21 protein-coding genes are annotated in these 21,403 nt (G+C 61.1%); 11 read left to right on the top strand and 10 right to left on the bottom strand.

Features of this window, described 5'->3' with window-relative positions; all coding sequences use genetic code 11:
• Nucleotides 1-200 precede the first annotated feature (200 nt).
• Nucleotides 201-2,840 (top strand): glycoside hydrolase family 3 protein, encoded by a 2,640-nt coding sequence (locus QB905_RS08410; RefSeq protein ID WP_282974343.1) that lies wholly within the window; start codon nt 201-203, stop codon nt 2,838-2,840.
• Nucleotides 2,841-3,156: 316 nt separating this feature from the next.
• Entirely contained in the window at nt 3,157-4,722 is a 1,566-nt protein-coding gene (locus tag QB905_RS08405; RefSeq protein ID WP_461781776.1) for a GH39 family glycosyl hydrolase, read from the top strand.
• Between the two features lie 65 nt (nt 4,723-4,787).
• Here the strand turns inward: QB905_RS08405 and QB905_RS08400 are convergent, their stop codons facing one another.
• The 4 genes from QB905_RS08400 to QB905_RS08385 all read right to left on the bottom strand — a co-directional run bounded on the left by QB905_RS08400 (nt 4,788) and on the right by QB905_RS08385 (nt 8,227).
• Nucleotides 4,788-5,954, bottom strand: a complete 1,167-nt coding sequence (locus QB905_RS08400; protein ID WP_282974342.1) for a nucleotide sugar dehydrogenase — start codon at nt 5,952-5,954, stop codon at nt 4,788-4,790.
• Between the two features lie 141 nt (nt 5,955-6,095).
• Nucleotides 6,096-7,265, bottom strand: a complete 1,170-nt coding sequence (locus QB905_RS08395; RefSeq protein ID WP_282974340.1) for an ABC transporter substrate-binding protein — start codon at nt 7,263-7,265, stop codon at nt 6,096-6,098.
• Nucleotides 7,262-7,852 (bottom strand): ANTAR domain-containing response regulator, encoded by a 591-nt coding sequence (locus QB905_RS08390; RefSeq protein ID WP_282974339.1) that lies wholly within the window; start codon nt 7,850-7,852, stop codon nt 7,262-7,264. Before QB905_RS08390 ends, QB905_RS08395 begins: the two co-directional genes overlap by 4 nt.
• A gap of 207 nt (nt 7,853-8,059) precedes the next feature.
• A complete protein-coding gene (locus tag QB905_RS08385; protein WP_282974338.1) occupies nt 8,060-8,227 on the bottom strand; it encodes a hypothetical protein in 168 nt (55 codons plus the stop codon).
• A gap of 269 nt (nt 8,228-8,496) precedes the next feature.
• Between QB905_RS08385 and QB905_RS08380 the strand changes: the two genes are divergently transcribed.
• Nucleotides 8,497-9,018 (top strand): hemerythrin domain-containing protein, encoded by a 522-nt coding sequence (locus QB905_RS08380; RefSeq protein WP_282974337.1) that lies wholly within the window; start codon nt 8,497-8,499, stop codon nt 9,016-9,018.
• A gap of 73 nt (nt 9,019-9,091) precedes the next feature.
• Here the strand turns inward: QB905_RS08380 and QB905_RS08375 are convergent, their stop codons facing one another.
• On the bottom strand, nt 9,092-9,661 hold the full coding sequence (locus QB905_RS08375; protein ID WP_282974335.1) for a YbhB/YbcL family Raf kinase inhibitor-like protein: 570 nt from the start codon (nt 9,659-9,661) through the stop codon (nt 9,092-9,094).
• Nucleotides 9,662-9,835: 174 nt separating this feature from the next.
• Here QB905_RS08375 and QB905_RS08370 point away from each other — a divergent pair, with 174 nt between their 5' ends.
• Nucleotides 9,836-10,351 carry a hypothetical protein gene (locus QB905_RS08370; RefSeq protein ID WP_282974333.1) on the top strand — a complete coding sequence of 172 codons (516 nt, stop codon included), beginning with the start codon at nt 9,836-9,838 and terminating at the stop codon, nt 10,349-10,351.
• 129 nt (nt 10,352-10,480) lie between these two features.
• Entirely contained in the window at nt 10,481-10,762 is a 282-nt protein-coding gene (locus tag QB905_RS08365) for a hypothetical protein (protein ID WP_282974331.1), read from the top strand.
• A gap of 28 nt (nt 10,763-10,790) precedes the next feature.
• Here the strand turns inward: QB905_RS08365 and QB905_RS08360 are convergent, their stop codons facing one another.
• A complete protein-coding gene (locus QB905_RS08360) occupies nt 10,791-12,029 on the bottom strand; it encodes a serine hydrolase domain-containing protein (RefSeq protein WP_282974330.1) in 1,239 nt (412 codons plus the stop codon).
• Nucleotides 12,030-12,129: 100 nt separating this feature from the next.
• Between QB905_RS08360 and mutT the strand changes: the two genes are divergently transcribed.
• Complete coding sequence (gene mutT / locus QB905_RS08355; RefSeq protein ID WP_282974329.1) at nt 12,130-12,573, top strand: 8-oxo-dGTP diphosphatase MutT; 444 nt, start codon at nt 12,130-12,132, stop codon at nt 12,571-12,573.
• Nucleotides 12,574-12,830: 257 nt separating this feature from the next.
• On the opposite strand, the gene QB905_RS08350 is transcribed toward mutT, so the two are convergent.
• Nucleotides 12,831-13,763 carry a methyltransferase domain-containing protein gene (locus QB905_RS08350; protein ID WP_282974322.1) on the bottom strand — a complete coding sequence of 311 codons (933 nt, stop codon included), beginning with the start codon at nt 13,761-13,763 and terminating at the stop codon, nt 12,831-12,833.
• A gap of 18 nt (nt 13,764-13,781) precedes the next feature.
• On the opposite strand from QB905_RS08350, the gene QB905_RS08345 reads away from it, so the two are divergent.
• The 4 genes from QB905_RS08345 (at nt 13,782) to QB905_RS08330 (ending at nt 16,280) form a co-directional block, all read left to right on the top strand.
• Nucleotides 13,782-14,630: a ComF family protein gene (locus QB905_RS08345; protein WP_282974318.1), complete on the top strand. Its 849-nt coding sequence runs from the start codon at nt 13,782-13,784 to the stop codon at nt 14,628-14,630.
• A 61-nt stretch (nt 14,631-14,691) separates the two neighbouring features.
• Entirely contained in the window at nt 14,692-14,946 is a 255-nt protein-coding gene (grxC, locus tag QB905_RS08340) for a glutaredoxin 3 (RefSeq protein WP_282974313.1), read from the top strand.
• A gap of 12 nt (nt 14,947-14,958) precedes the next feature.
• Nucleotides 14,959-15,807, top strand: coding sequence for a carbon-nitrogen hydrolase family protein (locus QB905_RS08335; protein WP_282974311.1), 849 nt, complete (start codon nt 14,959-14,961; stop codon nt 15,805-15,807).
• Nucleotides 15,804-16,280 carry a DUF1178 family protein gene (locus tag QB905_RS08330; protein WP_282974310.1) on the top strand — a complete coding sequence of 159 codons (477 nt, stop codon included), beginning with the start codon at nt 15,804-15,806 and terminating at the stop codon, nt 16,278-16,280. Before QB905_RS08335 ends, QB905_RS08330 begins: the two co-directional genes overlap by 4 nt.
• 401 nt (nt 16,281-16,681) lie before the next feature.
• On the opposite strand, the gene QB905_RS08325 is transcribed toward QB905_RS08330, so the two are convergent.
• The 3 genes from QB905_RS08325 to ubiG all read right to left on the bottom strand — a co-directional run bounded on the left by QB905_RS08325 (nt 16,682) and on the right by ubiG (nt 19,830).
• Entirely contained in the window at nt 16,682-17,701 is a 1,020-nt protein-coding gene (locus QB905_RS08325; RefSeq protein WP_282974309.1) for a DUF4167 domain-containing protein, read from the bottom strand.
• A gap of 325 nt (nt 17,702-18,026) precedes the next feature.
• Complete coding sequence (prmC, locus tag QB905_RS08320; RefSeq protein ID WP_282974307.1) at nt 18,027-18,875, bottom strand: peptide chain release factor N(5)-glutamine methyltransferase; 849 nt, start codon at nt 18,873-18,875, stop codon at nt 18,027-18,029.
• Nucleotides 18,876-19,023: 148 nt separating this feature from the next.
• Nucleotides 19,024-19,830, bottom strand: a complete 807-nt coding sequence (gene ubiG, locus QB905_RS08315) for a bifunctional 2-polyprenyl-6-hydroxyphenol methylase/3-demethylubiquinol 3-O-methyltransferase UbiG (RefSeq protein WP_282974304.1) — start codon at nt 19,828-19,830, stop codon at nt 19,024-19,026.
• A gap of 221 nt (nt 19,831-20,051) precedes the next feature.
• Between ubiG and QB905_RS08310 the strand changes: the two genes are divergently transcribed.
• The gene (locus QB905_RS08310; RefSeq protein ID WP_282974302.1) at nt 20,052-21,308 is read left to right on the top strand and encodes an aspartate kinase; all 1,257 of its coding nucleotides are present in this window, start codon (nt 20,052-20,054) and stop codon (nt 21,306-21,308) included.
• Nucleotides 21,309-21,403 lie beyond the last annotated feature (95 nt).

Here is a 21,403-nt window from a genome sequence, read left to right as displayed (position 1 = left end):
GAAGCGAATGGCAAAAAGCCTGTCTGACAGCGCTTCCATATCTTTGTGTGGCTTGACGCTGGCTGATAGCGCTGTCAATAAATGACACGTCATCCCGTCGCACAGGCGGGAGAAGTCTGGGGATATGCGGCTGTCCAATCGGAACTCTGCGTGCTACAGATGTGAAAAAACAATGTTGTGGAAGAACGCAAGGAAACCCCATGTCCAAAACCGATCGCGGCGCGCGCCGTTATACGCTCCCTTGTCTGAAGTCCGCTCTCAAGGCCGGGGCCGCGCTGGGCGTTTTGCTGGGCCTGGGGCTGATCGCGCCGCAGGCCGACGCCAGGGTTCATCCGAAACCGCACCAGGTCGCGCACAAGACGATCGAGAAGACAGGCAAAAAACCGGCCGCCAAATCCACCGTGATTCCGGTCGATCCCGCCTGGCCGAAACTGGCCCCAGTCGGCATCGTCGATCCGGTCACCGAGGCGCGCATCACCAAGATCATGGCGCAGATGACGCTTGAGGAAAAGGTTGGCCAGACGATTCAGGCCGACATCAATTTCATCACGCCGAAAGACCTCAGCGAATATCCGATTGGCTCGATTCTGGCCGGTGGCAATTCCTCGCCCGGCGGCAATGAGCGCGCCACGCCCGACCAATGGCTGCAACTGGCCGACGATTACTGGCGCGGCGCGGCGGCACGTCCCACCAAGGTGCATATACCGCTGATGTTCGGCATCGACGCCGTGCATGGCCATTCCAATCTGGTCGGTGCGGTCATCTTCCCGCACAATGTCGGTCTGGGCGCGGCCCACGATCCCGATCTGGTGCAGAAGATCGGTGAAGTCACCGCCGATGAAATGTCGCTGGCGGGCGTGGACTGGACCTTTGCCCCGACCGTGGCCGTGGTGCGCGACAAGCGCTGGGGCCGCTCCTATGAAAGCTATTCGGAAAATCCCGCCGATGTCGCCGCCTATGCGGGCCGCATGGTGGAAGGCCTGCAAGGCGTGAATGGCGGCATGGACGGTATCAAACCCGGCCATATCATCTCGTCGGCCAAGCATTTCTTAGGCGATGGCGGCACGGAAGGCGGCAAGGATCAGGGCGACGCCGAGATGTCGGAAGCCGATCTGGCCCGCATTCATGGCGCGGGTTACCCGCCGGCCATCAAGGCGGGTGTTTTGTCGGTCATGGTGTCCTTCTCGTCGTGGAATAACCAGAAGATGACCGCCAACAAGGAACTGATCACCGGCGCGCTCAAGCAGCGTATGCATTTTGACGGCTTCGCCATTACCGACTGGAATGCGCAGGGCCAGGTGCCCGGATGCAGCAATGATGACTGCCCCGCCGCCATGAATGCCGGGATCGACATGTTCATGGCCCCCGATGGCTGGAAGGGCATGTATAACCACGAACTGGCCGAGGTGAAATCGGGCATCATCCCGATGAGCCGTCTCGATGACGCCGTCCGCCGAATCTTACGCGCCAAGATCAAGGGCGGTCTGTTCGATGAGGGCGCGCCGAAAACCCGGCCTCTGGCGGGGCATTGGGAAGATTTAGGCTCCCCCGCCCATCGCGCCGTGGCGCGGCAGGCGGTGCGCGAATCGCTGGTGCTGATCAAGAATGAAAACCACACCCTGCCGCTCAACCCCACCCAGCATATCCTCGTGGCGGGCGACGGCGCCGACAATATTGGCAAGCAGTGCGGTGGCTGGACGATCACCTGGCAGGGCACAGGCAATACCAATGCCGACTTCCCCAATGGCCAGTCCATCTATGGCGGCATCAAGGAAGCGGTCGAAAAGGCGGGCGGCAGCGCCGATCTCAGCGTTGATGGCAGCTACACCACCAAGCCGGACGTAGCCATTGTGGTTATTGGCGAGGACCCCTATGCCGAATTCCAGGGTGATCGTCCGAACCTGATCTATAAGCAGGGCGACACCTCCGATCTCGAACTGATCCAGAAGCTGAAATCGGCCGGTATTCCGGTGGTGACGGTCTTTCTGTCGGGCCGCCCCTTGTGGACCAACCCCTATATCAACGCTTCTGACGCCTTTGTCGAAGCCTGGCTGCCCGGTTCGGAAGGCGGCGGCGTCGCCGATGTGCTGATCGGCGACCAGAATGGCAAGCCGCGCTATGATTTCAAAGGCAAGCTGACCTTCTCCTGGCCCAAAAAGGGCAATCAGGGCCCGCTCAATGTCGGCACGCCCGGCTATGATCCTCTGTTCGCCTATGGTTATGGCCTGACCTACGAAGATATTGGCGATGTGCCGCAGCTTTCGGAAGATTCCGGCGTCAGCGATGCCGATGTCGTCAATGTCGATGACTATTTCGACGCCGGTCGCGTGAAAGCGCCGTGGACGCTGAACCTGAGCGACGACAAGGGCGCGACGAAGGGCGACCGCGACGCCTTTGCCAGCCCGGATGGTTTCGTCAAGCAGTCGGCGGTTGATGCCGGTAAGCAGGAGGCGGGTCGTTCGCTGGTGTTTTCGGGCGCAGGCGAAGGCGAAGCGATGATCAGCGGCAAGCCGGTCGATCTCAGTCGTCAGATGGGCGGCAAGATGACGCTCGCCATGACCTATCGGCTTGATGCGCCGGTGGCCGGGCCGGTCATGCTGGCGATGGGCGAAGACGCGCAGCACATTCACGGTATCGATGTCTCGTCGCTGCTGACCGCACCGGTCGGGCAATGGGCCACGCTCAAAATGACGCTCGACTGTATGCACGCTGCCGGCACCGACATGAACAAGGTGGGCGTACCGTTCGCGCTCAGCTCCGGTAAGGCCCTGTCGATCAGCTATTCCAGTATCAAGCTGGCCTCGGATGAGGGCGACGCCGCTACCTGTCCGGTGAAATAGGGGCTAGCCATGTACGGCCCGGCTGAAGGTTGACGGCGAGGTGAAACCGCCCCCTCCGGCTCGACGCGCTGCGCTTGCTCGCCACCTCCCCCGTACGCTGCGCTACAAGGGAGGATGAGAAGGGATGATCCTCCCCTGCGCAGCGGGGGAGGTGGCGCGGCCCATGATCCTTAATGGCCGCGATGCAAGGGGCAAAATGGAGGCCGCAGATAAGCGGCTGCTGGGCCGGGTTTTTTGATAGCGATAACAGGAAAGCGCGCTGGCAGGGCTTGCATGACGGCTCTGTTTGGCTATGGTCGGACAAAAGAGGAAAGTCATGTTGAAGTCACATCTCATCACCCTGCTGGCCAGCGCGGCCCTGATCCTGCCGCTGAGCGCCCGTGCCGAAACGCCGGTGCGCCATATCACCGCCGATATGCACGTGGAAAAAGGGCCGCTCGATCATTTCTTTGATCTGTCGGTCGGTTCCGACTATCCGGGCACCCTGATCCGCGATGACAGTCTGGCCCAGCTCCAGACCGCCGAGGATGAGCTGCATTTCCGCTATATCCGCTTCCACGCCATCTTTCATGATGTGCTGGGCACCTATAAGATCGTCAATGGCCAGCCGGTCTATGACTGGACGAAGATCGACTATCTCTATGATCACCTGCTGAAGATCGGCATCAAGCCGTTTGTCGAACTGGGTTTCACGCCCGAAGCGATGAAGACCTCGGATCAGACCATCTTCTACTGGAAGGGCAATACCTCGCATCCCGATCCGAAGCTGTGGGCCGGACTGGTCGATGCCTTTGCGCGCCATATCGAGGCGCGCTACGGCAAGGATGAGGTGCGAAGCTGGTATTTCGAGGTGTGGAACGAGCCGAATCTTAGCGGTTTCTGGGAAGGCGCCGATCAGGACGCCTATTTCAAGCTTTTCGACCTGACCTCGCGCACCCTGAAGGCGGTTGATCCCGATTTGCGCGTCGGCGGCCCATCAACGGCGGGCGCGGCCTGGGTGCCGGAATTCCTCGCTCACGTCAAGGCGTCGGGCGCGGCGGTCGATTTCGTCACCACCCATACCTATGGCGTCGATGGCGGCTTCCTCGATGAAAACGGCCAGTCCGATACCAAGCTGTCGCCGTCGCCCGATGCGATTGTCGGCGATGTGCGCAAGGTGCGTAATGAAATTCAGGCCTCGGCCTATCCGGGCCTGCCGCTCTATTTCACCGAATGGTCCACCAGCTATACGCCGCGCGATCCGGTACACGATTCCTATATTTCGGCCCCCTATATCCTCAGCAAGCTGAAAAAATCCGAGGGACTGGTGCAGGGCATGAGCTACTGGACCTATTCCGATCTGTTTGAGGAACCCGGCCCGCCGACCGCCGCTTTTCAGGGCGGTTTTGGCCTGATGAACCGCGATGGCATCCGAAAGCCCGCCTGGTTTGCCTATAAATATCTGGCCGAACTGGGGCCGGATGAGCTGAAAACCAATGATGCGTCCGCCTATGTGACGCACAAAGGGAATGACGTCACCGCCCTGGTCTGGGATTTCGAGCAGCCGGTGCAGGCGAAAAGCAACCGCCCGACCTATACCCATCTGTTGCCGACCCACGACGCCGCGCCCGCCCAGTTTGACCTGAAGGGCCTGACGCCGGGACGCTATATCGTCACCGTCTTCCGCACCGGTTACCGTGCCAATGACGCCGACAGCGCCTATATCGATATGGGCTCACCCAAGGATCTGAGCGCGCAGCAGATTGCCGATCTTCAGGCGAAAACGACCGACAAGCCCGAAAGCACCAAGACCATTGTGGTTGGCCCAGACGGCACGGCGCATTACACCGTGGCGATGCGCGCCAATGACATCGTACTGGCGAAGTTTGATAAGCTGCCGTGATATGACGCAAGGCCCGCTCCGCTCTCCACAGTGGGGCGGAGCGGGCCTTGCTTCGTGTCTTTTTGTCAGTCGCTGCCGAACAGGTCGCGCGTATAGACCTTGTCGGACACGTCGGCCAGTTCGGGCGACAGGCGGTTCGACAGGATGACATCGCACATCGCTTTGAACTCGCTTAAGTCGCGCACGACGCGCGAACGGAAGAATTGTTCTTCATGCAGGGCGGGTTCATAGATCACCACCTCGATCCCCTTGGCCTTGATGCGCTTCATCACGCCCTGGATCGAGGAATCGCGGAAATTGTCGGAATTGGCCTTCATGGTCAGGCGATACACACCGACAATCTTCGGATTGCGCTGCACGACCTCGCGCGCGATGAAATCCTTGCGCGTGGTATTGGCGTCAACGATGGCGCGGATCAGGTTTTGCGGCACCTCGTTATAATTGGCCAGCAATTGCTTGGTGTCCTTGGGCAGGCAGTAGCCGCCGTAACCGAAGGACGGGTTGTTGTACTGAGTGCCGATGCGCGGATCGAGGCCGACTCCGTCGATGATTTCGCGCGTGTTTAAGCCCGCCAGCGAGGCATAGGTGTCAAGCTCGTTAAAATAGGCGACGCGCATGGCCAGATAGGTATTGGCGAACAGCTTGATCGCCTCGGCCTCGCTCGAACCGGTAAACAGGACGGGAATATCGGTCTTGATGGCGCCTTGCTGCAACAGGCCGGCAAAGGTTTCGGCACGTTTCGAGCGTTCGCCCACCACGATGCGCGACGGGTGCAGATTGTCATAAAGCGCGCGGCCTTCGCGCAGGAATTCGGGCGAAAAGATCAGATTGTCGCAGCCGAACTGGGCGCGCATCTCTTCGGTGAAGCCGACAGGGATGGTCGATTTGATGATGATGGTAGCCGAGGGTACATAGGCCAGCACATCGCGGATGACGGCCTGCACCGAACGGGTGTCGAAATAATTGCTGTCGGGGTCGTAATTGGTCGGGGTGGCGATAATGACGAAATCGGCACCGGCATAGGCGTCGGCCTTGTCGAGGGTGGCGCGCAGATTGAGCGGGCGGTTTTTAAGATAGTCCTCGATCTCGGCATCGACGATCGGCGATTGCCGCGCATTGAGCATCTCGACCTTGCTGGCCACCACATCGAGCGCCACCACCTCATGATGCTGGGCCAGCAAAACAGCATTGGACAGCCCGACATAACCGAGGCCCGAAATGGTGATTTTCATAGTGGCGTTTCTTTCGCGGCTGGATTGTCTGTAACCCGTCTATGCCGAACATCGCCAAGCCGCGTCAACCCTGTGGTGGCAACCGCACTTAAATATCCGACAGCCTTTCGTCGCGGGCGGCGATCACGGCCTGCTCGACATCTATATCTTCGAGGACGCCGCGCAGCGGAAGATACCGCCGTCGAACATCTGATCGGGCGGCATGGCGATGTCGGCGGGGCTGGCCGGTAACAGCCAGTCGTGCGGGTGGCCGCCTTCGTCCTTTTCATCGAAAAGCGGCAGGTTGAGGCCCAGCCCGCCCGCCGCCTGACGCCACAGGTCGGGCCGGTACACACGCCGGGCCAACTGGTCGAAATCGTGGTCGGGCGACAGCCAGCCCCAGCGCACCATCTGGCCCAGAAACCATTTGGCGTGGCTGATCCACGGGAAGGTGGCGATGCGCGGATCGAGACACAGGCCCGTGCCGCCCGGCGTTTCCTGCGGGAGCAGCGCCAGTTCTATGGCTTCGGCGGTGGCCCCGACATAGGTTTTGCGCGCCAGAATGCGGACGAGATCATCATGGTGTCCGGCGTCACTGGCCCATAATCCGGCGCGCAGCAGGGCGCGCGTCAGGGCGATCGTGGCTTCGGGGTGGCTGTCGGCCCAGTCGGCGCGCACCCCCAGGATTTTTTCCGGTTTCAGCGTCCAGAAATCGGGATCGGAGAAAAGGATTTCGCCCTGTCCGTTTCGTTGCGCGGTCTGCGGCCACGGCGCGCCGGAGCAGAAGCCGTCGATCACACCGTCCTTGACCATATCGGCCATACGCGAGGGCGGTGCCACCACCCATTGAATCTGCCGTTCGGGATCGAGGCCCGCCGCCGCAACCCAGTGGCGCAGCATGAAATGGTGCGGCGAAAAGGTGAAGGGAACGGCGAACACCAACCGTCCCGCCCCGGCATAGCGCCTGCGTTCGACCTCGCGCGCCAGCAGGCGGGCACTGCCCAGCAGGGTTTTCGGCACCGCGCCCTCCTGTTCGAGCCGCTGCTTCAGCTCAGACGACACCAGCACCGAATTGCCATTGGCCCCCAGCGCCATCGGCGCGATGATCCGTCCCATCGAAGGCCCTTGCCCCAGGGCGGCGGCAAACGGCATGGGGGCCAGAATATGGGCGGCGTCGATCAGACCATAGGCCAGCTTGTCGCGGATATTCGACCAGTTGGCCTCACGCGACAGGGTAACGTCCAGCCCTTCGCTGTCATAGAAGCCGAGCGCCTCGGCGATCAGGATCAGGGCGGCGTCATTGAGCGGATTATAGGCGAGGGTCAGTTTCATGAGGCGCTTCCCGGCTTCAGAAGGTCGCTGACGGCCAGGATGTCGGCGGCCACGGCCTGCAAGGGACGACCGGTATCCATAGCGTGCTTGCGCAGCAATTTGTAGGCGTCGTCTTCGCTTAAACCCCGCGAAGCCATCAGTATGCCCTTGGCGCGGTCGATGACCTTGCGCGCCGCCAGATCGGCGCGCGCCTTGTCGAGATCCTTGCGCAGGTTTTGCGTCAGGCTGAAACGATGCGCCGCCACCGTCAGGATCGAAGCGATGCGGTTGGGGTTATAGCCATCGACAATATAGGCGGCGACACCCGCTTCCAGTGCCCTGGCCGTGGCATTGGCATCGGAGCGGTCAACGAACATGACGACCGGGCGCGGCACGGCCTCATTGGCCACCTGCAAGGCTTCCAGCATGTCGCGGTCGGGGCTTTCGCAGGCGATGATCACCATATCGGGGTCGAAATCGCGCAACATGCGCAGCTCGAAATGCGCGCCCTGACGGATCACAGTGTCCTGAGCGGCATATTCGGCGCGGATGCCGTCGGCCACATGCGCCGCGCGCGCCTCGTCGGGGTCGATGATAAGAACGTTCATTCAGCGTTCCGTTCCGGCCTTTCGCAAGCATTGCCCAAAATAAAAAAGCCGCCCCACCCGTCACCGGCGCAAACCGGTTCGGCTGAGGGCGGCATTGCCCGGACTGGTCATGCGAAGCAGCGCCGCCAGCCATTTGTGAGCATGTGCAAAATTACGACGGATGGCAAGAGCGGCGTGCGTGGCGGACGCTTTTTTATCGCAAAAATCTCAATAGCTGGCGGGCGGATCGCTGGCCGGAAACGATTCATCGACCATTTCATCGATCTGGCCTTCATCGAGATTGTCGCGCATCTTCTTGTCGGCACGCAGGCAGGCCTTTCTGGTGGGCTTGCCCTTGAGGCCATCGATAAAGCTTTTGAAAATTGTGATCATCATCTGCATAGCCCCTCCTGAGGCGGCGCTTATCGGCATTATAGGCCACAGGCCATAAGCATGATGTGGCGAAGTGCGGCTGTGTCCGTAAAGCGGGGATAAGGCAGGACGGGGGAGGTTTATAAAAGCCTTATGTGGCAAGGCCCGGACAGGCTTTTATCCTTATTCGCCAAGGCGGCATGATGGGCCGCGCCTCCCGCAAAACGGAGCTGCATGAGGGGGGATTCACACGCGAACGCCCAGCACCAGCCTTTTCCCACAGGAGCCCTCTCATGGACATTTACGACTATATCAAGAAAGACCACCGCGCCGTCGCCGACCTGATGCAGCAGCTTCTTGATGACCGCGACATGCAGCGCCGCCGCGAGTTGTTCGCCAGGATACGCAAAGAACTTCTGCTCCACATCGACAGCGAGGAAGTCACCTTTTACAAAGCCATCGAACAGGCGTCCTCTGCCCCGCCCGTTGCGGAAAAGATGGATCATGCCGAAGACGAGCATCAGGAAATCCGCGACTATCTTTCCCGCCTGAGCGGCCTGGACATGCACGATGAATCGTGGATCGAAACCTTCGGCGAATTCAAGCACGCCGTCAGCCACCACGTCGCCGAAGAGGAGAGCGAGGTCTGGAAGAAGGCCAGGGCCTGCCTCAATGAAGCTCAGGCGCAGCAACTGGCCGACGATATGGCCGCCGTCAAGCGCGACATGAAGGCCTATCCGTCCCTGCCGGGCAATATGTACGACAAGCCTTCCAGGTCGCGCCCCAAATCGCTGCATCACGGCGCAGTGGTCTGATCCGCATCGTCTCAGATATAACAAAAGCCGGCCGCCATCTACAAATGACGGCTGGCCTTTGGGCGTCTGATCCTTAGCCGACACGTTCAGGGTTTGTGGTGTAAACACCGGTGGCCTCGCCCTCGGCCAGCACATAACCGGCCAGCGCCTTTTCAGCCTCTTCGCCCGTAAAGCCTTCGTCGAGATCGAGGCTGGTGACGTTGAGCGCATAGACCATGAAACGATAGGTGTGCAGGCGCTCGTCATTGAAGGGCGGGCAGGGGCCGTCATAGCCGTTATGGCCCGCAGCGCGCGCCCCGAAACTGTTGCGACCCACCTGGCCGGGGGCGGGGGCACCGGGCTCGATGCGGGCGATGACGGGCGGAATATCGACGACCAGCCAGTGGTAAAAGCTCTGGCGCGGCGCATCGGCGGCGATGGTTTGACCGGGCTTATTGGCCGGGCCGAAATCGGCGGGCACATCGCGGTCCACCACGATCAAAGCAAAGGACTGGGTATCGAAGGGCGCGCCCTCCCATTGGATGGCCGGGCTGAGATTGCCGCCGGGTTTCACCCCGCCCGCACCATCGGCGGTGCAGGTGGCAAAACGCGCCGGGATGGCGGCGCCATTCTCGAAGCCTTCCAGTCGGACAGTCAGTGTCATGATGCGTTTCCCTTATGGCTGTGATGATGGCCCAGCCTCCATCCTGCGGCATAAGATTTCAATAGGCTTGGCCATGCGCCGCTTACCTCGCCTTTGTCACACAGGCCCCAACTCATACACCGCGTTTATGGCAGGCAGGATAGGGTGTGCTTATGAAAGCCGCAGGAGCGTTTTATGTCCCGAACCCGTAAACCCGCCGCAAAACCGTCTGTGCATCATGTCGATAGCATCACCCCGCAGGGCCGGGCGATAAACAGCGGACAAGAGGGCCGTCCGGCGCAAGGCGCTCGGCCTGCGCCGCATCAGCCGGGTCAGGCCAAACAGCAGGCCAGACAGCAGACGGGGCAGCAGACGGGCAAAAGCCACGACCCGAACCGTATCGGCGGCTTTGGCATGGCCGATCCCGCTGACCAGCCCGCCCGTCGTGACCAGCCAAAAGGTGCCACACCCGCGCCTTCGCATCATTTCAATGATGATCGTGACCGGCAGGACGGAATACGCCGCCATGCCGGTAGCCAGCCCGGCGCACAAGACATCGGGATCGACGACACTCACCCTGAACGCGAAGGCTATGCCCAGCCGGAAAGTCAGAAGGGCCTGCAAGGCGATGGCCATGACGAGCGCGGCGACTACGGACGCGGCCCGCCGCCGGGCGCACATCAGGGTGAAAACGAACGAAAAGATCAATGACCGGTCGCTTTGTCCTTATGACTTCCTGATAAATCCCGTCAGACCTGTGGCGGCATTCTTATGGAGCGCCTGCTAATTTGCGCGCCATCTGTTCTCAGTGCCACCTGTTGTCAGTTAAGCGAGTTTCCCATGCGCCCGTCCGATATTGATCTGCCGTCCCTGTCCATTCTGATGCGCCGCGTCATGGAGGCGCGCCAGCCCGAAGACCGTGACGCCGCCTTTCGCCTGTTGCGGGCGCATTTGTTGCCGCACGTTGAAACGCGCGAGACGGACGAGGCGGCCAAACCGATCCGGCTTTATCTGGATCGCCTGTCGCGCCTGTCATCGCGCAGCGAGCCGTGGCTCGATATTTTCCGCGCCCTGCAAAGGGCGGTGGAAGCCTATGCCATGCCGTCGGCGGCCATTGCCTGAAGCCATATGCCTGAAACGGGCTGTGGCATCAGGCCTTGCTGATCTTGTCAAGACCAAGCCGCATGGCCTCGATGCGCAGGGCGCGCTGGGCATTGGTATAACCGGGCACGCCCGTGCCATCACAATTGTACAAAACCGCCACGGTCAGTTGTTCGTGAACGAGACTGCGCAAATGGCTGGTGAAACCGTTCAGACGCCCGCCGTGGGCGATGAAGGTGCGGCCATCGAGCTTGCCGATGCCCTGGCCGAAACCGTAATTGAGCCGTTCAGGGCCGACCACTTCCCAGGCAGGTTTGCCGCTGTTGAGCAACATCGGCGTGATCATCTGGTTCAGGCTGGCCGCCTTCAGGATCCTGCCACCGAGCAGGGCCGAATGCCAGCGGGCCAGATCCTCGGTGGTCGAAGCGATGCCGCCTGCCCCGCCGCCGAAGGTGGGCGAAATCGGCAGGATGGTATCAAAGCCCGTGTGGGCGCGGAAATTGGGCCTGTAGCCGGTGCAGCCGGTAAAGGCCGTGCACGATTCATCGATCGAGGTCTGCGCCATGCCAGCGGGTTCGAACAGGTGCGTCTGGCAGAATTTGGCCAGGTTCATGCCCGACGCGCGTTCGACCGCGATGCCGAGCAGGCTGAAGGCCGAGTTGGAATAGAGCCAGCGCGTGCCCGGCGGTGCCGAATAGGGCGGATGCACCGCTGCGATGATCGAGAACAGTTCCGGCGATGTGTAATCGCGGTGCTGTGCCTCATCCAGAACGCTCTGCCTCTGGTGATTGAGATAATCATTCATGCCGGAGGTATGGCTCATCATCTGGGCCAGATTGACGCGCTCGGATTGCGGAAAATCGGGCAGGAAGCGTGACAGCTTATCATGCACCGACAGCTTGCCCTGTTCCTGCAACACCAGAATGGCGGCGGCGGTGAACTGCTTGGTCACCGAGGCGATGCGAAAGCCGGTCTGCGGCGTTACAGGCCTGTTGTCGGCCATGTTGGAATCGCCGAAACCGCGCGAATAGAGCAAGGTGCCCTTGTGCATCACGCTCAGGCTGACGCCGGGCGTAAAGCGCAGCTTGACCATCCGGTCGCCCAGGGCGTCGAGCGTCGGCCAGTGCTGGATCGCCCGCTTGAGCGGCGGCACGGGCTTTTCAGCCACGGCAACCTGTTTGTGCGGCTTGGGCTTGCAGGCGGCCAGCGAGCCAAGCGCGAGGCCGCCGGCCATCAGGCCAAGCGCGGCGCGGCGGGAAGGATCAGGTGGGGCGTGAAAACTGGTCATGGCAGGAACAATATAAAGAGGGGGGGTGAATCGAAGCTGCGGCCAAATCAGCTAAAAATGTGTTGCCGGTGCGCTTTTTCGTTTTCTCACCGTCGCAATTATGAAAAGAGCTTGGCGAAAATGTGTTTATCGGGAGTTTCCGCCGTTGAAAACTGTCCTTGTCGTGGCCGCCGCCCTTGTCGATGATGAAGGCCGCGTGCTCATCGCCCAGCGGCCGCAGGGCAAGCAACTGGCGGGGCTGTGGGAATTTCCCGGCGGCAAGGTCGAGCCCGGCGAAACGCCGGAAATCGCTCTGATCCGCGAATTGCACGAAGAATTGAAGATCACGGTCAAACAGGCCTGCCTGGCGCCGTTTGTTTTCGCCTCGCACACCTATGATGATTTTCACCTGCTCATGCCGTTGTTTCTGATCCGGCGCTGGGAGGGCGAACCGCAAAAAGTGGAGCATGAGGCGCTGAAATGGGTGCGCCCCAATGATATGCGCAACTATCCCATGCCGCCCGCCGATGCGCCTCTGGTGGCCTATTTGCAGGATTTTCTCTGAGCGACAGATGTAAGCTGCTGGCCGCAGCAAGAGTTTTATCAAGCAAGAACCCCCACCACCACATCTCAGCCGCTTCGCGTCTTCGTGCGGTCCCCCTCCCCAGTAAAACTGGGGAGGTATAAAAAAGCGCGATTCTTATACCTCCCCGGCTTGCCGGGGTTTGACGCAGAAAAACGATCCAGTGAATCGTTTTTCAAGTCATGGGACCACAAGCGTAGCGAAGTGGTGGTGGGGTTCTTACTTTAAACCATCTCGCCCTACAGCTTGCCTTCGGGCACACCCAGCGCATCGGCCAGCCGCATTTTCGCCGATCCGGGCCGCAGCGGCTTTTGCTGGCTTTCGTGCGGCTTCCAGCCCGACAGGGTGATGATCTCAAACGTGGCGGTGATGCGGCCCTCATCATCGGCGAAACGCGCGAAATACAGCTCCGAACCCCGCAGCAAAATGGCCCGGTTCAGACCTGTGCGCGGGCGTTCGATCAGCACATTGCTCTCGCCCATGCGCTTCAGATCGTTCATCAGCCGCAAGGGATGTTCATACGACACGCTGACCCGGTCGGAATCGACTACCGGCATGGCAAAACCGATGCGCTTCAGAAGGTCGATCAGGTCAGGGCATTCGGCGAAGGGTGCGATGCGCGGCCCATAGCCGCCGCGCAGCTCGATCTCGGCCTCCATCAGGCAGGCGCGCAATTCCGTCAGCGTCTCCCCGCCAAACAGCGCCCCGATGAACAGGCCGTCGGGTTTCAGCGCACGCAGTATCTGCACCAGAGCGCCGGGCAGGTCATTGACGCTGTGCAGGGCCAGTCCCGATACGATCAGATTGAGGCTGTCATCGCCAAACGGCAGGGCCTCTTCGTCCATCACCAGTCGGGCCGCGCCTCTCCCTTGCGCCGTCATGGCCTGCGAGAGATCGGCCTCGATCAGCAGCCCCACCTTGCTGGCCACCGGTGAATTCGCCAGAGCTTGCGCAAAAACGCCGCCGCGCGCCCCTATATCGAGGGCCAGCGGAAAATCACGGTTGATCGCCGCCAAGGTGTCGAGCATGTCCTCGCAGACGCGATCCTTCAGAAATTGCGCTTGCGCAAAGTCCTTGGCCGCGCGATCAAGACGATGGGCCAGTAAGGCGCGATCAAAAAGCCGGGTTGCGCTTTGTGGCGCGTTGGCGGCTGTAGTGGTTGGGTCGGACATCAGGGGGGCAAAACTCACATGCGGAAACTGAAACATCATTTAGGTCATCTGCGCGCCGAGGTTAAGGCCTATCTCGCCGATCGCCTGAGCCTGGCCTATCTGCGCGCCCCTGTCGCCCGGCTGATCGACGCGATCTTTCCGCACCAGATACTGCCGTCGCACGCCCCGCAATCTGATCTTATGCCCGAAGCCGCAGCCGAACTGGCCGGCGGCGCCGGGCTCGACCGACGGCGCTGGTCACGCCTGCATTTCCTCGACCACGACGGCTGCGAGATGTGTGCCCGGCCTTTCGATGGCGGGCTGTGGCTAGGCGAGGGCGCGCTGTGCCGCTTTTGCAGCGAAACGCCATTTCCGTTCGGGCGGGCACGGGCGGCCTGCCTCTATGATGACGCCTCGAAAGCGCTGATCCTCGGCTTCAAGCATGGCGACCGGCTCGATCTGGCCCCCATGCTGACGCGCTGGATCGAACGCGCTGGCGCAGATATTCTGGCTGAGGCCGATCTGATCATGCCGGTGCCGCTGCATCCCTTACGCCTGCTGCACAGGCGCTATAACCAGGCCGCCGAACTGGCCCGTCCGGTGGCGCGTCATGTCAGGCGGCCCTATCTGGCCCACGCCCTGCGCCGCACCCGCATGACCAATCAGCGCGGCAAGGGGGCGCAGGCGCGCTGGGAAAATGTGCGCGGCGCCTTTGCGCTTTCACCTGACGGGCAAAAGCGGGTGGCGGGCCGGCGCGTCGTGCTGATCGATGATGTCTTCACCACGGGGGCCACGCTGAAGGCCTGCGCGCTGGAATTGCTGCGCCACGGGGCGGCTTCGGTCGATGTCTGTGTGCTGGCGCGCGCCGTACCTGCGGAAGCTCTTTAAATCCGCTTGTTACATCTCTATATGTAAGTGACCTTTTACCCTTTTTGCGAATGCTGAGTTCATGGCCAAGATCGACATCTATACCAAGCCCTATTGCCCCTATTGCGAGCGCGCCAAGTCGCTGCTCGAAAAGAAGGGCGTCGCCTTCAATGAGATCGTGGCGTCAAACGATCCCACTTTACGGGCTGAAATGAATACGCGCTCTGGCCGCTATACCTATCCGCAAATCTTTATTGATGATCTGCATGTCGGCGGCTGCGATGATCTGGTGGCGCTCGATTCACGCGGCGGGCTTGATCCGCTGCTGGCGGTCTGAACCGGACGCGCGATGGCCGACACGGTGCTCAGTCTCGCCTTGGTGCAGCTTCGCACCCCCGCCGATCCGGTTCGCGCGCTTGAGCACGCCCGCCCGCTGATCCTGAAGGCGGCGGGTAATGGCGCGCAGTTCATCCTGCTGCCCGAATGCGCCAATCTGGTCGAGAGCCGCCATGAGCGCAAGGCGCAGGTGGTGGGCGCTGAAGATGAGGATGTGTTCATTGCCGGTATCCGCGAACTGGCCAAGGGCCTGCGCGTGCCGATCCTGATCGGTTCGGCGATTGTGAAGGCCGAGTCTGATGCCGAAAGGCCGGACGCCCCGCGCAATGCCAATCGCAGCCTGCTGGTCAATGGTCATGGCGACATCACGGCGCGCTATGACAAGATTCACCTGTTCGACGCCGATACGCCCGATGGCAAATCCTACCGCGAAAGCGCCACCATGCGCCCCGGCGACAGGGCTGTGGTGGCCCAGACCCCGTGGGGTGGACTGGGCTTGAGCGTCTGTTACGACATGCGCTTTGCCCATCTTTACCGGGCGCTGGCGCGGCAAAACGTCCCTATGATCGCTGTGCCCGCCGCCTTTACCGTGCCGACGGGCCGCGCCCACTGGGAGGTCTTGCTGCGCGCCCGCGCCATCGAAACCGGCGCCTTCGTGTTGGCCCCGGCGCAAGGCGGCTTGCACGAAGACGGCCGCACCACCTATGGCCATTCGCTGGTGGTCAGTCCGTGGGGCGAGGTGATTGCCCGGCTTGATCATGACCATCCGGCCATTCTGGAAGCCACGCTCGATTTCGGCGAAGTGGCCGCCGCCCGTCAGGCCCTGCCGCAGCTTCGGCACGACCGGGATTATTCCACATGATCCGTTATGCTTTGAAATGCGATGTCGGGCACGAATTCGAGGCCTGGTTTGATTCGTCTGACGGCTATGATGCCCAGACCGCCAAAGGGCTGGTCGCATGTCCGATGTGCGGCTCCGTCATGGTCAGCAAGGCGATCATGGCCCCGATGGTGCGCACCGGCAAACAGGCCGACGAGACAGCAGCGAAAACGCAGCGCGCCGTGGCCGAGGCCATGCACCGCCTGCGTCAGCATGTTGAAAAAACGCATGACTATGTGGGTGGCGATTTCGCCAGCGAGGCCCGCGACATCCATCATGGCCTGGCCCCCGACCGGCCCATCTATGGCGAGGCAACGCAGGATGAGGTGAAGTCGCTGGTGGAAGAGGGTGTGCCGGTGGCCCCCTTGCCGGTCAGCAGTCCCGGCGGGGTGAAGGACGGGGCCTTACCCGTACCGGAAACCAGACCGGCACAGCTTGATAAGAAGCTGAATTAGGTAAGAAATATTAAAAAGTGACCCTCCGTCGGCTATGCCGACACCTCCCCATCTTCGATAGGGAGGAGGGATGTGCCGCCTGCCTTTCCCTTCTCCCCATGACAATGGGAGAAGGTGGCCTGAACGGAGTGAAGGCCGGATGAGGGGCTTGGCGAGTACATCAAGAACGCCCCTCACCCGGTCGCGCTCGCTTTGCTTCGCTCCTGTCCTCTCCCCTCACGAGGGGAGAGGGGAATTCGTCCCGCGCAATAAAAAACCCCTCCGGCGAAACCGGAGGGGTTTTTAGAGCGGTTTGCATTCTGATTGAATCGGTCAAAGGCATGCAACCCGCTCTCCATTTTACGTTTTTCCGCATCTCGCCTTCAATTTGTAAGTCAAATTAAACGCTCGTTGCTCTAGCATCAGGCCTGTTCGGCGCTGACCTCGTCTTCGGCCTTGCGGCGGCGGGCGCGTTTCGGCTTGGCCGGCGCGTCTTCCGCCTCGGCGGCGGCGGCGGCGCTTGGCACGGGTGCGCGCAGGAAGGCGGGCAGGTGCGAGGCGTCGTCTTCGGTTCGGGCGCGACGGGCACGCGGTTCGCGGGCGGCGGGCGCTTCGGCGGCCACGGTTTCCGGTGCGGTTTCGGCCCGGTTGGTTTCAGAATACGCGGGACGCGGCGCACCACCCAGCGGTTCGGTGGAGGCGATGAAGCCCGGCGCTGAATTCAGAACCTGCTCCTGCTCATTCAGACGCTGGGCGCGGCGGCGTTCATAGCGTTCGCGGCGCGTTTCGCGGCGATTGCCGTCGGCGTCGAACTCGCTTTCGCGCGGTTCCGTGGCACGCGGTTCGCCACTACGCGGTTCAGGCGTGCGGCCTTCATTGTTACGCGGCTCGAAGCTGCGCGGTTCGTTGCGGTCGCGGTCGCGGTTACGGTCGCGGCCATTATTGCCCCGGTCGCCATTGCCCCGGTCGCCATTGCTGCGGTCATTACCGTTGCGGTCGTTACGGTAACGGTCGCGGTTGTCACGGCCATCCCGGTTGTCGGCGCGGTTCTCAGAGCGGTTGTCGCCGCGCCCCTCATCGGCATAGGCGTCTTCGGAAGCCGTTTCGGCCTCCTGATTGTCCTGGGCTTCGGCGTCCATCTCGTCGTCGAAATCGTCAAAGCCGTTGGAGAAGGGGTCACGCTGCACGAATTCGGACACCGGACGCTGCGGCTGCATCTGACGGATCAGGCGGAAATAATGCTCGGCGTGCTGCAAATGGTTTTCGGCCAGCACGCGGTCGCCCGCCGAATTGGCGTCACGCGCCAGTTGCTGGTACTTTTCGTAGATGGTCTGGGCGTTACCGCGCGCCTTCGTCCCCTCCGGCCCGTTCGATTCGTAGGCGCGGTTGGGATTATTGGAATTGCCCGAGGGTTTGCGGTTACGGCTGCGTTGCCGTTTCATGCCCCGAAAGTCTTTCATATAACTTACGTCTCTCTACGCGCCGCCTGAATGTGGGCAGGGCGGCGATTGTGCTTGGGATGGCAAGGTTCCGCTTTGGCGGGCCGGATAATGGCGTGTGTTGTGGCGGTGATCGACCTTGCTTGTGTCTTGGCTTGTCGGAAAAGCGCAGGGGTCAGTTTTGCCCCATTTATCTCTCACGCTTTCGCACGTCCCTGACGCGATGAAACGGCTTAAACCCTTGGCAGGGGTCTTTTGCAGCTCGCGGGGGGATGAAGACATAAGATGCTTAGCGCCTCTTGCGGCTCCTGCCAAGCGGATTTTTATGTCAGGGTTTGTAGCCTGTCACCACGCGCGGCAGGTTGGACAGGTCGAGATAGGTGACCACCTCGGCAAATCCCGCTGATTTCATGAGGTTTTCCACGGCTTCCGACTGATCGAAACCAATTTCCAGCCACGCTTTTCCCCCCGTTTTCAGCAGGCGGAAAATCTCAGGCGCCAGCGCGATATAGGCTTCCAGACCCGTTTCACCGCCATCGAGTGCCAGCATCGGATCGTGATTCTTCACCTCAGGATCGAGGGTGGGAATCACATCCGAACGAATATAGGGCGGGTTGGAGGCGATGAAATCAAAGCCGCCATCATGCAGGCCCTGACCCCATGAGGTGCGCAGGAAGGCGGCGCGGCCCTCAAGACCCAGATTGGCGGCATTATCGCGCGCCACAGCCAGAGCGTCCTCGCTGATGTCGGTGCCCAGCCCGCGGGCGGCGGGCCGTTCGCTCAATACCGACAACAGGATCGCGCCCGAACCGGTGCCGAGATCGGCCATAGAAAAGGCGTCGCCCGGCTGGCTGGCTTTCAGGATCATATCGACGATGCACTCGGTTTCCGGGCGCGGGATCAGCACATGCTCTGACAGATTGAGCAGCAGCTTCCAGAAGCCCTTACGGCCTAAGATTCGCGCCACCGGTTCGCGCTTTTCGCGGCGGTTAAGCCAGCTTTCAAACGTGGCGTCCTGTTCGGGCGTCAGCTCGCGGTGCGGATCGGTCAGTATGTCGGTGCGCGTCGCCCCGCTGGCCGCTTCGAGCAGCAGGCGGGCATCGATGGCTGGCGAGTCGATTCCGGCGGCTTTCAGACGCTTTTGCGCGCCGGTCCAGGCTTTAACGAGTGTGGTCATTGGCTAAACTTGTTCGTTGAGGAAAGGTGGAACCACGGAAAACACAGAAAACACGGAAAGGTAGTTCGATGTCGCCAAACACAGACACTGTTTAGCCAGAGCGGCGTTGTGTCTATCCGTGCTTTCCGTGTTTTCCGTGGTTCAAAGGCTAAAAAGCAGCGCTGGCGGGATAGGTGGCCACCACCATGTAGTTGACATCCGTATCCTCTGATAAGGCCCACTGGCCGGTGAGGGGATGGTAGCTGACGCCCACCGCTGGTTCGGCCTTCAGCCGGGTATCGGCCAGAAAGCCATGAATCTCGGCGGGTTTGAGAAATTTTTTCCAGTCGTGCGTACCCTTCGGCACCCAGCGCAGGACATATTCGGCCCCGACAATGGCCAGGGCGTGCGCTTTCAACGTGCGATTGAGCGTGGCCACAAACAGGATGCCGCCCGGTTTGACCAGCGAGGCGCACACCTTGAGGAAGGCTTCGGGATCGGCCACATGCTCGATCACCTCCATCGTCAGCACCACGTCGTACAGTGTCTCACCATTAGCGGCCAATTGCTCGACCGTCTGGTTGAGATAGCGAATGTCGAGCCCGCCGCTATCGGCATGGGCTTTCGCCGTGCCGATATTCCTGGCCGAGGCGTCAAGCCCGGTAACGTTAAAGCCCATGCGGTGCATCGGCTCGCTGAGCAGGCCGCCGCCGCAGCCGACATCGAGCAGGTGCAGGCCGGTGAAAGGCGCGCGCTCGCGCGGGGCCAGGCTGAAATGTTCAAGGCAGGTTTCACGGATAAATTTCACCCGCGTCGGGTTGAATTTATGCAGCGGCGCGAATGCGCCCTTGGTGTCCCACCATTTGGCGGCCAGGGCCGAAAACTGCTCAACCTCGCGCGCATCAATCGAAAAACCCGTGGCGTCGCCGTGGGCCGGAGCTTCATCTGTAAGGGAGCCGGTTGGATTTTCTGACATTTCGCACCGTATTTCTCACCGTACCCGGTGGATAATTCCTTGCAGCAGGACGCTGACATCGCTAGATAGGCCGCGCAAGTTTCAAGGGCAAGCCCGTGAAGGCATTTCCATGCTACGGCATGGCAAGGCCGACTGGCCGCCCGAGCTTATGCGAGGAGCCCATTCTTTCTTAAAAGGGAATGGCGGCGTCTGAGCTAAAGTAAAGCAAAGAAAGTGAAGACATGACGCGTTTGGTGATGAAGTTCGGGGGCACGTCGATGGCCGATCTCGAACGCATCCGCAGAGCCGCCCGCCTCGTGGCGGCTGAGGCCGATGCCGGTCATAGTGTGGCGGTCGTGGTGTCGGCCATGTCGGGCAAGACCAATGAGCTGGTCGGCTGGACCGATGAGGCCGGCAAACCAAGTGGCAAGGCCATGGAAAGCGACGACGAATATGATGTCGTCGTGGCGTCGGGCGAGCAGGTCACAGCCGGTCTGCTCAGCATGACCCTGCGCAATATGGGCTATGATGCCGTCACCATGATGGGCTGGCAGGTGCCGATCATCACGTCTGATGTGCATGGCAAGGCGCGCATCGTCGATATTCCGCCCGCCAAGCTGGAAACCGCGCTCGATGCCGGTCAGATCGTGGTGGTGCCGGGCTTTCAGGGCGTCACCGAATCGGGCCGTATCACCACCTTGGGCCGTGGTGGCTCCGATACGTCGGCGGTGGCCGTGGCGGCGGCGATCAAGGCCGTGCGCTGCGACATCTATACCGATGTCGATGGCGTTTATACCACCGATCCGCGCATCGAGAACAAGGCGCGCCGCCTGAAGAAAATATCGTTTGAGGAAATGCTGGAAATGGCGTCTCTGGGCGCCAAGGTTCTGCAAACGCGCTCGGTCGAGCTGGCTATGGGCCAGCGCATGCCGGTGCGCGTCCTGTCCAGCTTTGTCGAGCCGGGCGAAAATTTAGATCAAGGCACCATCGTGTGCGACGAGGAAGAAATCGTGGAAAAGCATATCGTTTCCGGCGTGGCCTTCAGCCGTGATGAGGCCAAGATCACCCTTCTGGGCCTGCCCAACAGGATCGGCGTATCGGCCACCGTGTTCAGCCGTCTGGCCGCCGCCAATATCAATGTCGATATGATTGTCCAGTCGGAAAAGCGTTCGGGCGACTATGCCAACCAGATCTTCACGGTGGGCCGCCGCGAGGCGGAGCGGGCCGTACAGATCATGCAGGACGCGCGCGAGGAAATTGGCTTCGACGACATTCGCCTCGATGCGTCGGTGTCGAAAATCTCAATCGTCGGCGTCGGTATGCGTTCACATGCCGGTGTGGCCGAAACCATGTTCCGCTCGCTGTCGGAAAAGGGCATCAATATCCAGGTCATCTCGACCTCGGAGATCAAGATTTCCGTTCTGATCGACGAAGCCTATACCGAACTGGCCGTGCGCGCCCTTCATGCCGCCTATGGGCTGGACAAGATCGGCGTTTAAAACCAGTCGTTAATCTGGGGCGGCGTGTGAGATCGGCTTTGTCGAGACAATCGGCTGAGGCTCGCGGATCGTTTCAGACTGTTAATGGCTTGTGA

It is taken from the genome of Asticcacaulis sp. EMRT-3 (assembly GCF_030027245.1).
In the GTDB taxonomy this organism is placed as follows: domain Bacteria; phylum Pseudomonadota; class Alphaproteobacteria; order Caulobacterales; family Caulobacteraceae; genus Asticcacaulis.
The sequence above is the reverse complement of the archived record's forward strand: the minus strand, read 5'-3'. Positions and strand labels throughout refer to the sequence as shown.

Bases quoted from the DNA above. Each gene is read 5' to 3' on its own strand.
- ubiG (WP_282974304.1), bottom strand. From the start codon at position 19,830: ATGTCAGAAAATCCAACCGGCTCCCTTACAGATGAAGCTCCGGCCCAC.
- QB905_RS08370 (WP_282974333.1), top strand. From the start codon at position 9,836: ATGTCCCGAACCCGTAAACCCGCCGCAAAACCGTCTGTGCATCATGTC.
- QB905_RS08360 (WP_282974330.1), bottom strand. From the start codon at position 12,029: ATGACCAGTTTTCACGCCCCACCTGATCCTTCCCGCCGCGCCGCGCTT.
- QB905_RS08410 (WP_282974343.1), top strand. From the start codon at position 201: ATGTCCAAAACCGATCGCGGCGCGCGCCGTTATACGCTCCCTTGTCTG.
- QB905_RS08335 (WP_282974311.1), top strand. From the start codon at position 14,959: ATGGCCGACACGGTGCTCAGTCTCGCCTTGGTGCAGCTTCGCACCCCC.
- QB905_RS08395 (WP_282974340.1), bottom strand. From the start codon at position 7,265: ATGAAACTGACCCTCGCCTATAATCCGCTCAATGACGCCGCCCTGATC.
- QB905_RS08350 (WP_282974322.1), bottom strand. From the start codon at position 13,763: ATGTCCGACCCAACCACTACAGCCGCCAACGCGCCACAAAGCGCAACC.
- QB905_RS08405 (WP_461781776.1), top strand. From the start codon at position 3,157: ATGTTGAAGTCACATCTCATCACCCTGCTGGCCAGCGCGGCCCTGATC.
- grxC (WP_282974313.1), top strand. From the start codon at position 14,692: ATGGCCAAGATCGACATCTATACCAAGCCCTATTGCCCCTATTGCGAG.
- QB905_RS08375 (WP_282974335.1), bottom strand. From the start codon at position 9,661: ATGACACTGACTGTCCGACTGGAAGGCTTCGAGAATGGCGCCGCCATC.
- QB905_RS08390 (WP_282974339.1), bottom strand. From the start codon at position 7,852: ATGAACGTTCTTATCATCGACCCCGACGAGGCGCGCGCGGCGCATGTG.
- QB905_RS08385 (WP_282974338.1), bottom strand. From the start codon at position 8,227: ATGATGATCACAATTTTCAAAAGCTTTATCGATGGCCTCAAGGGCAAG.
- QB905_RS08330 (WP_282974310.1), top strand. From the start codon at position 15,804: ATGATCCGTTATGCTTTGAAATGCGATGTCGGGCACGAATTCGAGGCC.
- QB905_RS08345 (WP_282974318.1), top strand. From the start codon at position 13,782: ATGCGGAAACTGAAACATCATTTAGGTCATCTGCGCGCCGAGGTTAAG.
- prmC (WP_282974307.1), bottom strand. From the start codon at position 18,875: ATGACCACACTCGTTAAAGCCTGGACCGGCGCGCAAAAGCGTCTGAAA.
- QB905_RS08365 (WP_282974331.1), top strand. From the start codon at position 10,481: ATGCGCCCGTCCGATATTGATCTGCCGTCCCTGTCCATTCTGATGCGC.
- mutT (WP_282974329.1), top strand. From the start codon at position 12,130: ATGAAAAGAGCTTGGCGAAAATGTGTTTATCGGGAGTTTCCGCCGTTG.
- QB905_RS08310 (WP_282974302.1), top strand. From the start codon at position 20,052: ATGACGCGTTTGGTGATGAAGTTCGGGGGCACGTCGATGGCCGATCTC.
- QB905_RS08325 (WP_282974309.1), bottom strand. From the start codon at position 17,701: ATGAAACGGCAACGCAGCCGTAACCGCAAACCCTCGGGCAATTCCAAT.
- QB905_RS08400 (WP_282974342.1), bottom strand. From the start codon at position 5,954: ATGAAAATCACCATTTCGGGCCTCGGTTATGTCGGGCTGTCCAATGCT.
- QB905_RS08380 (WP_282974337.1), top strand. From the start codon at position 8,497: ATGGACATTTACGACTATATCAAGAAAGACCACCGCGCCGTCGCCGAC.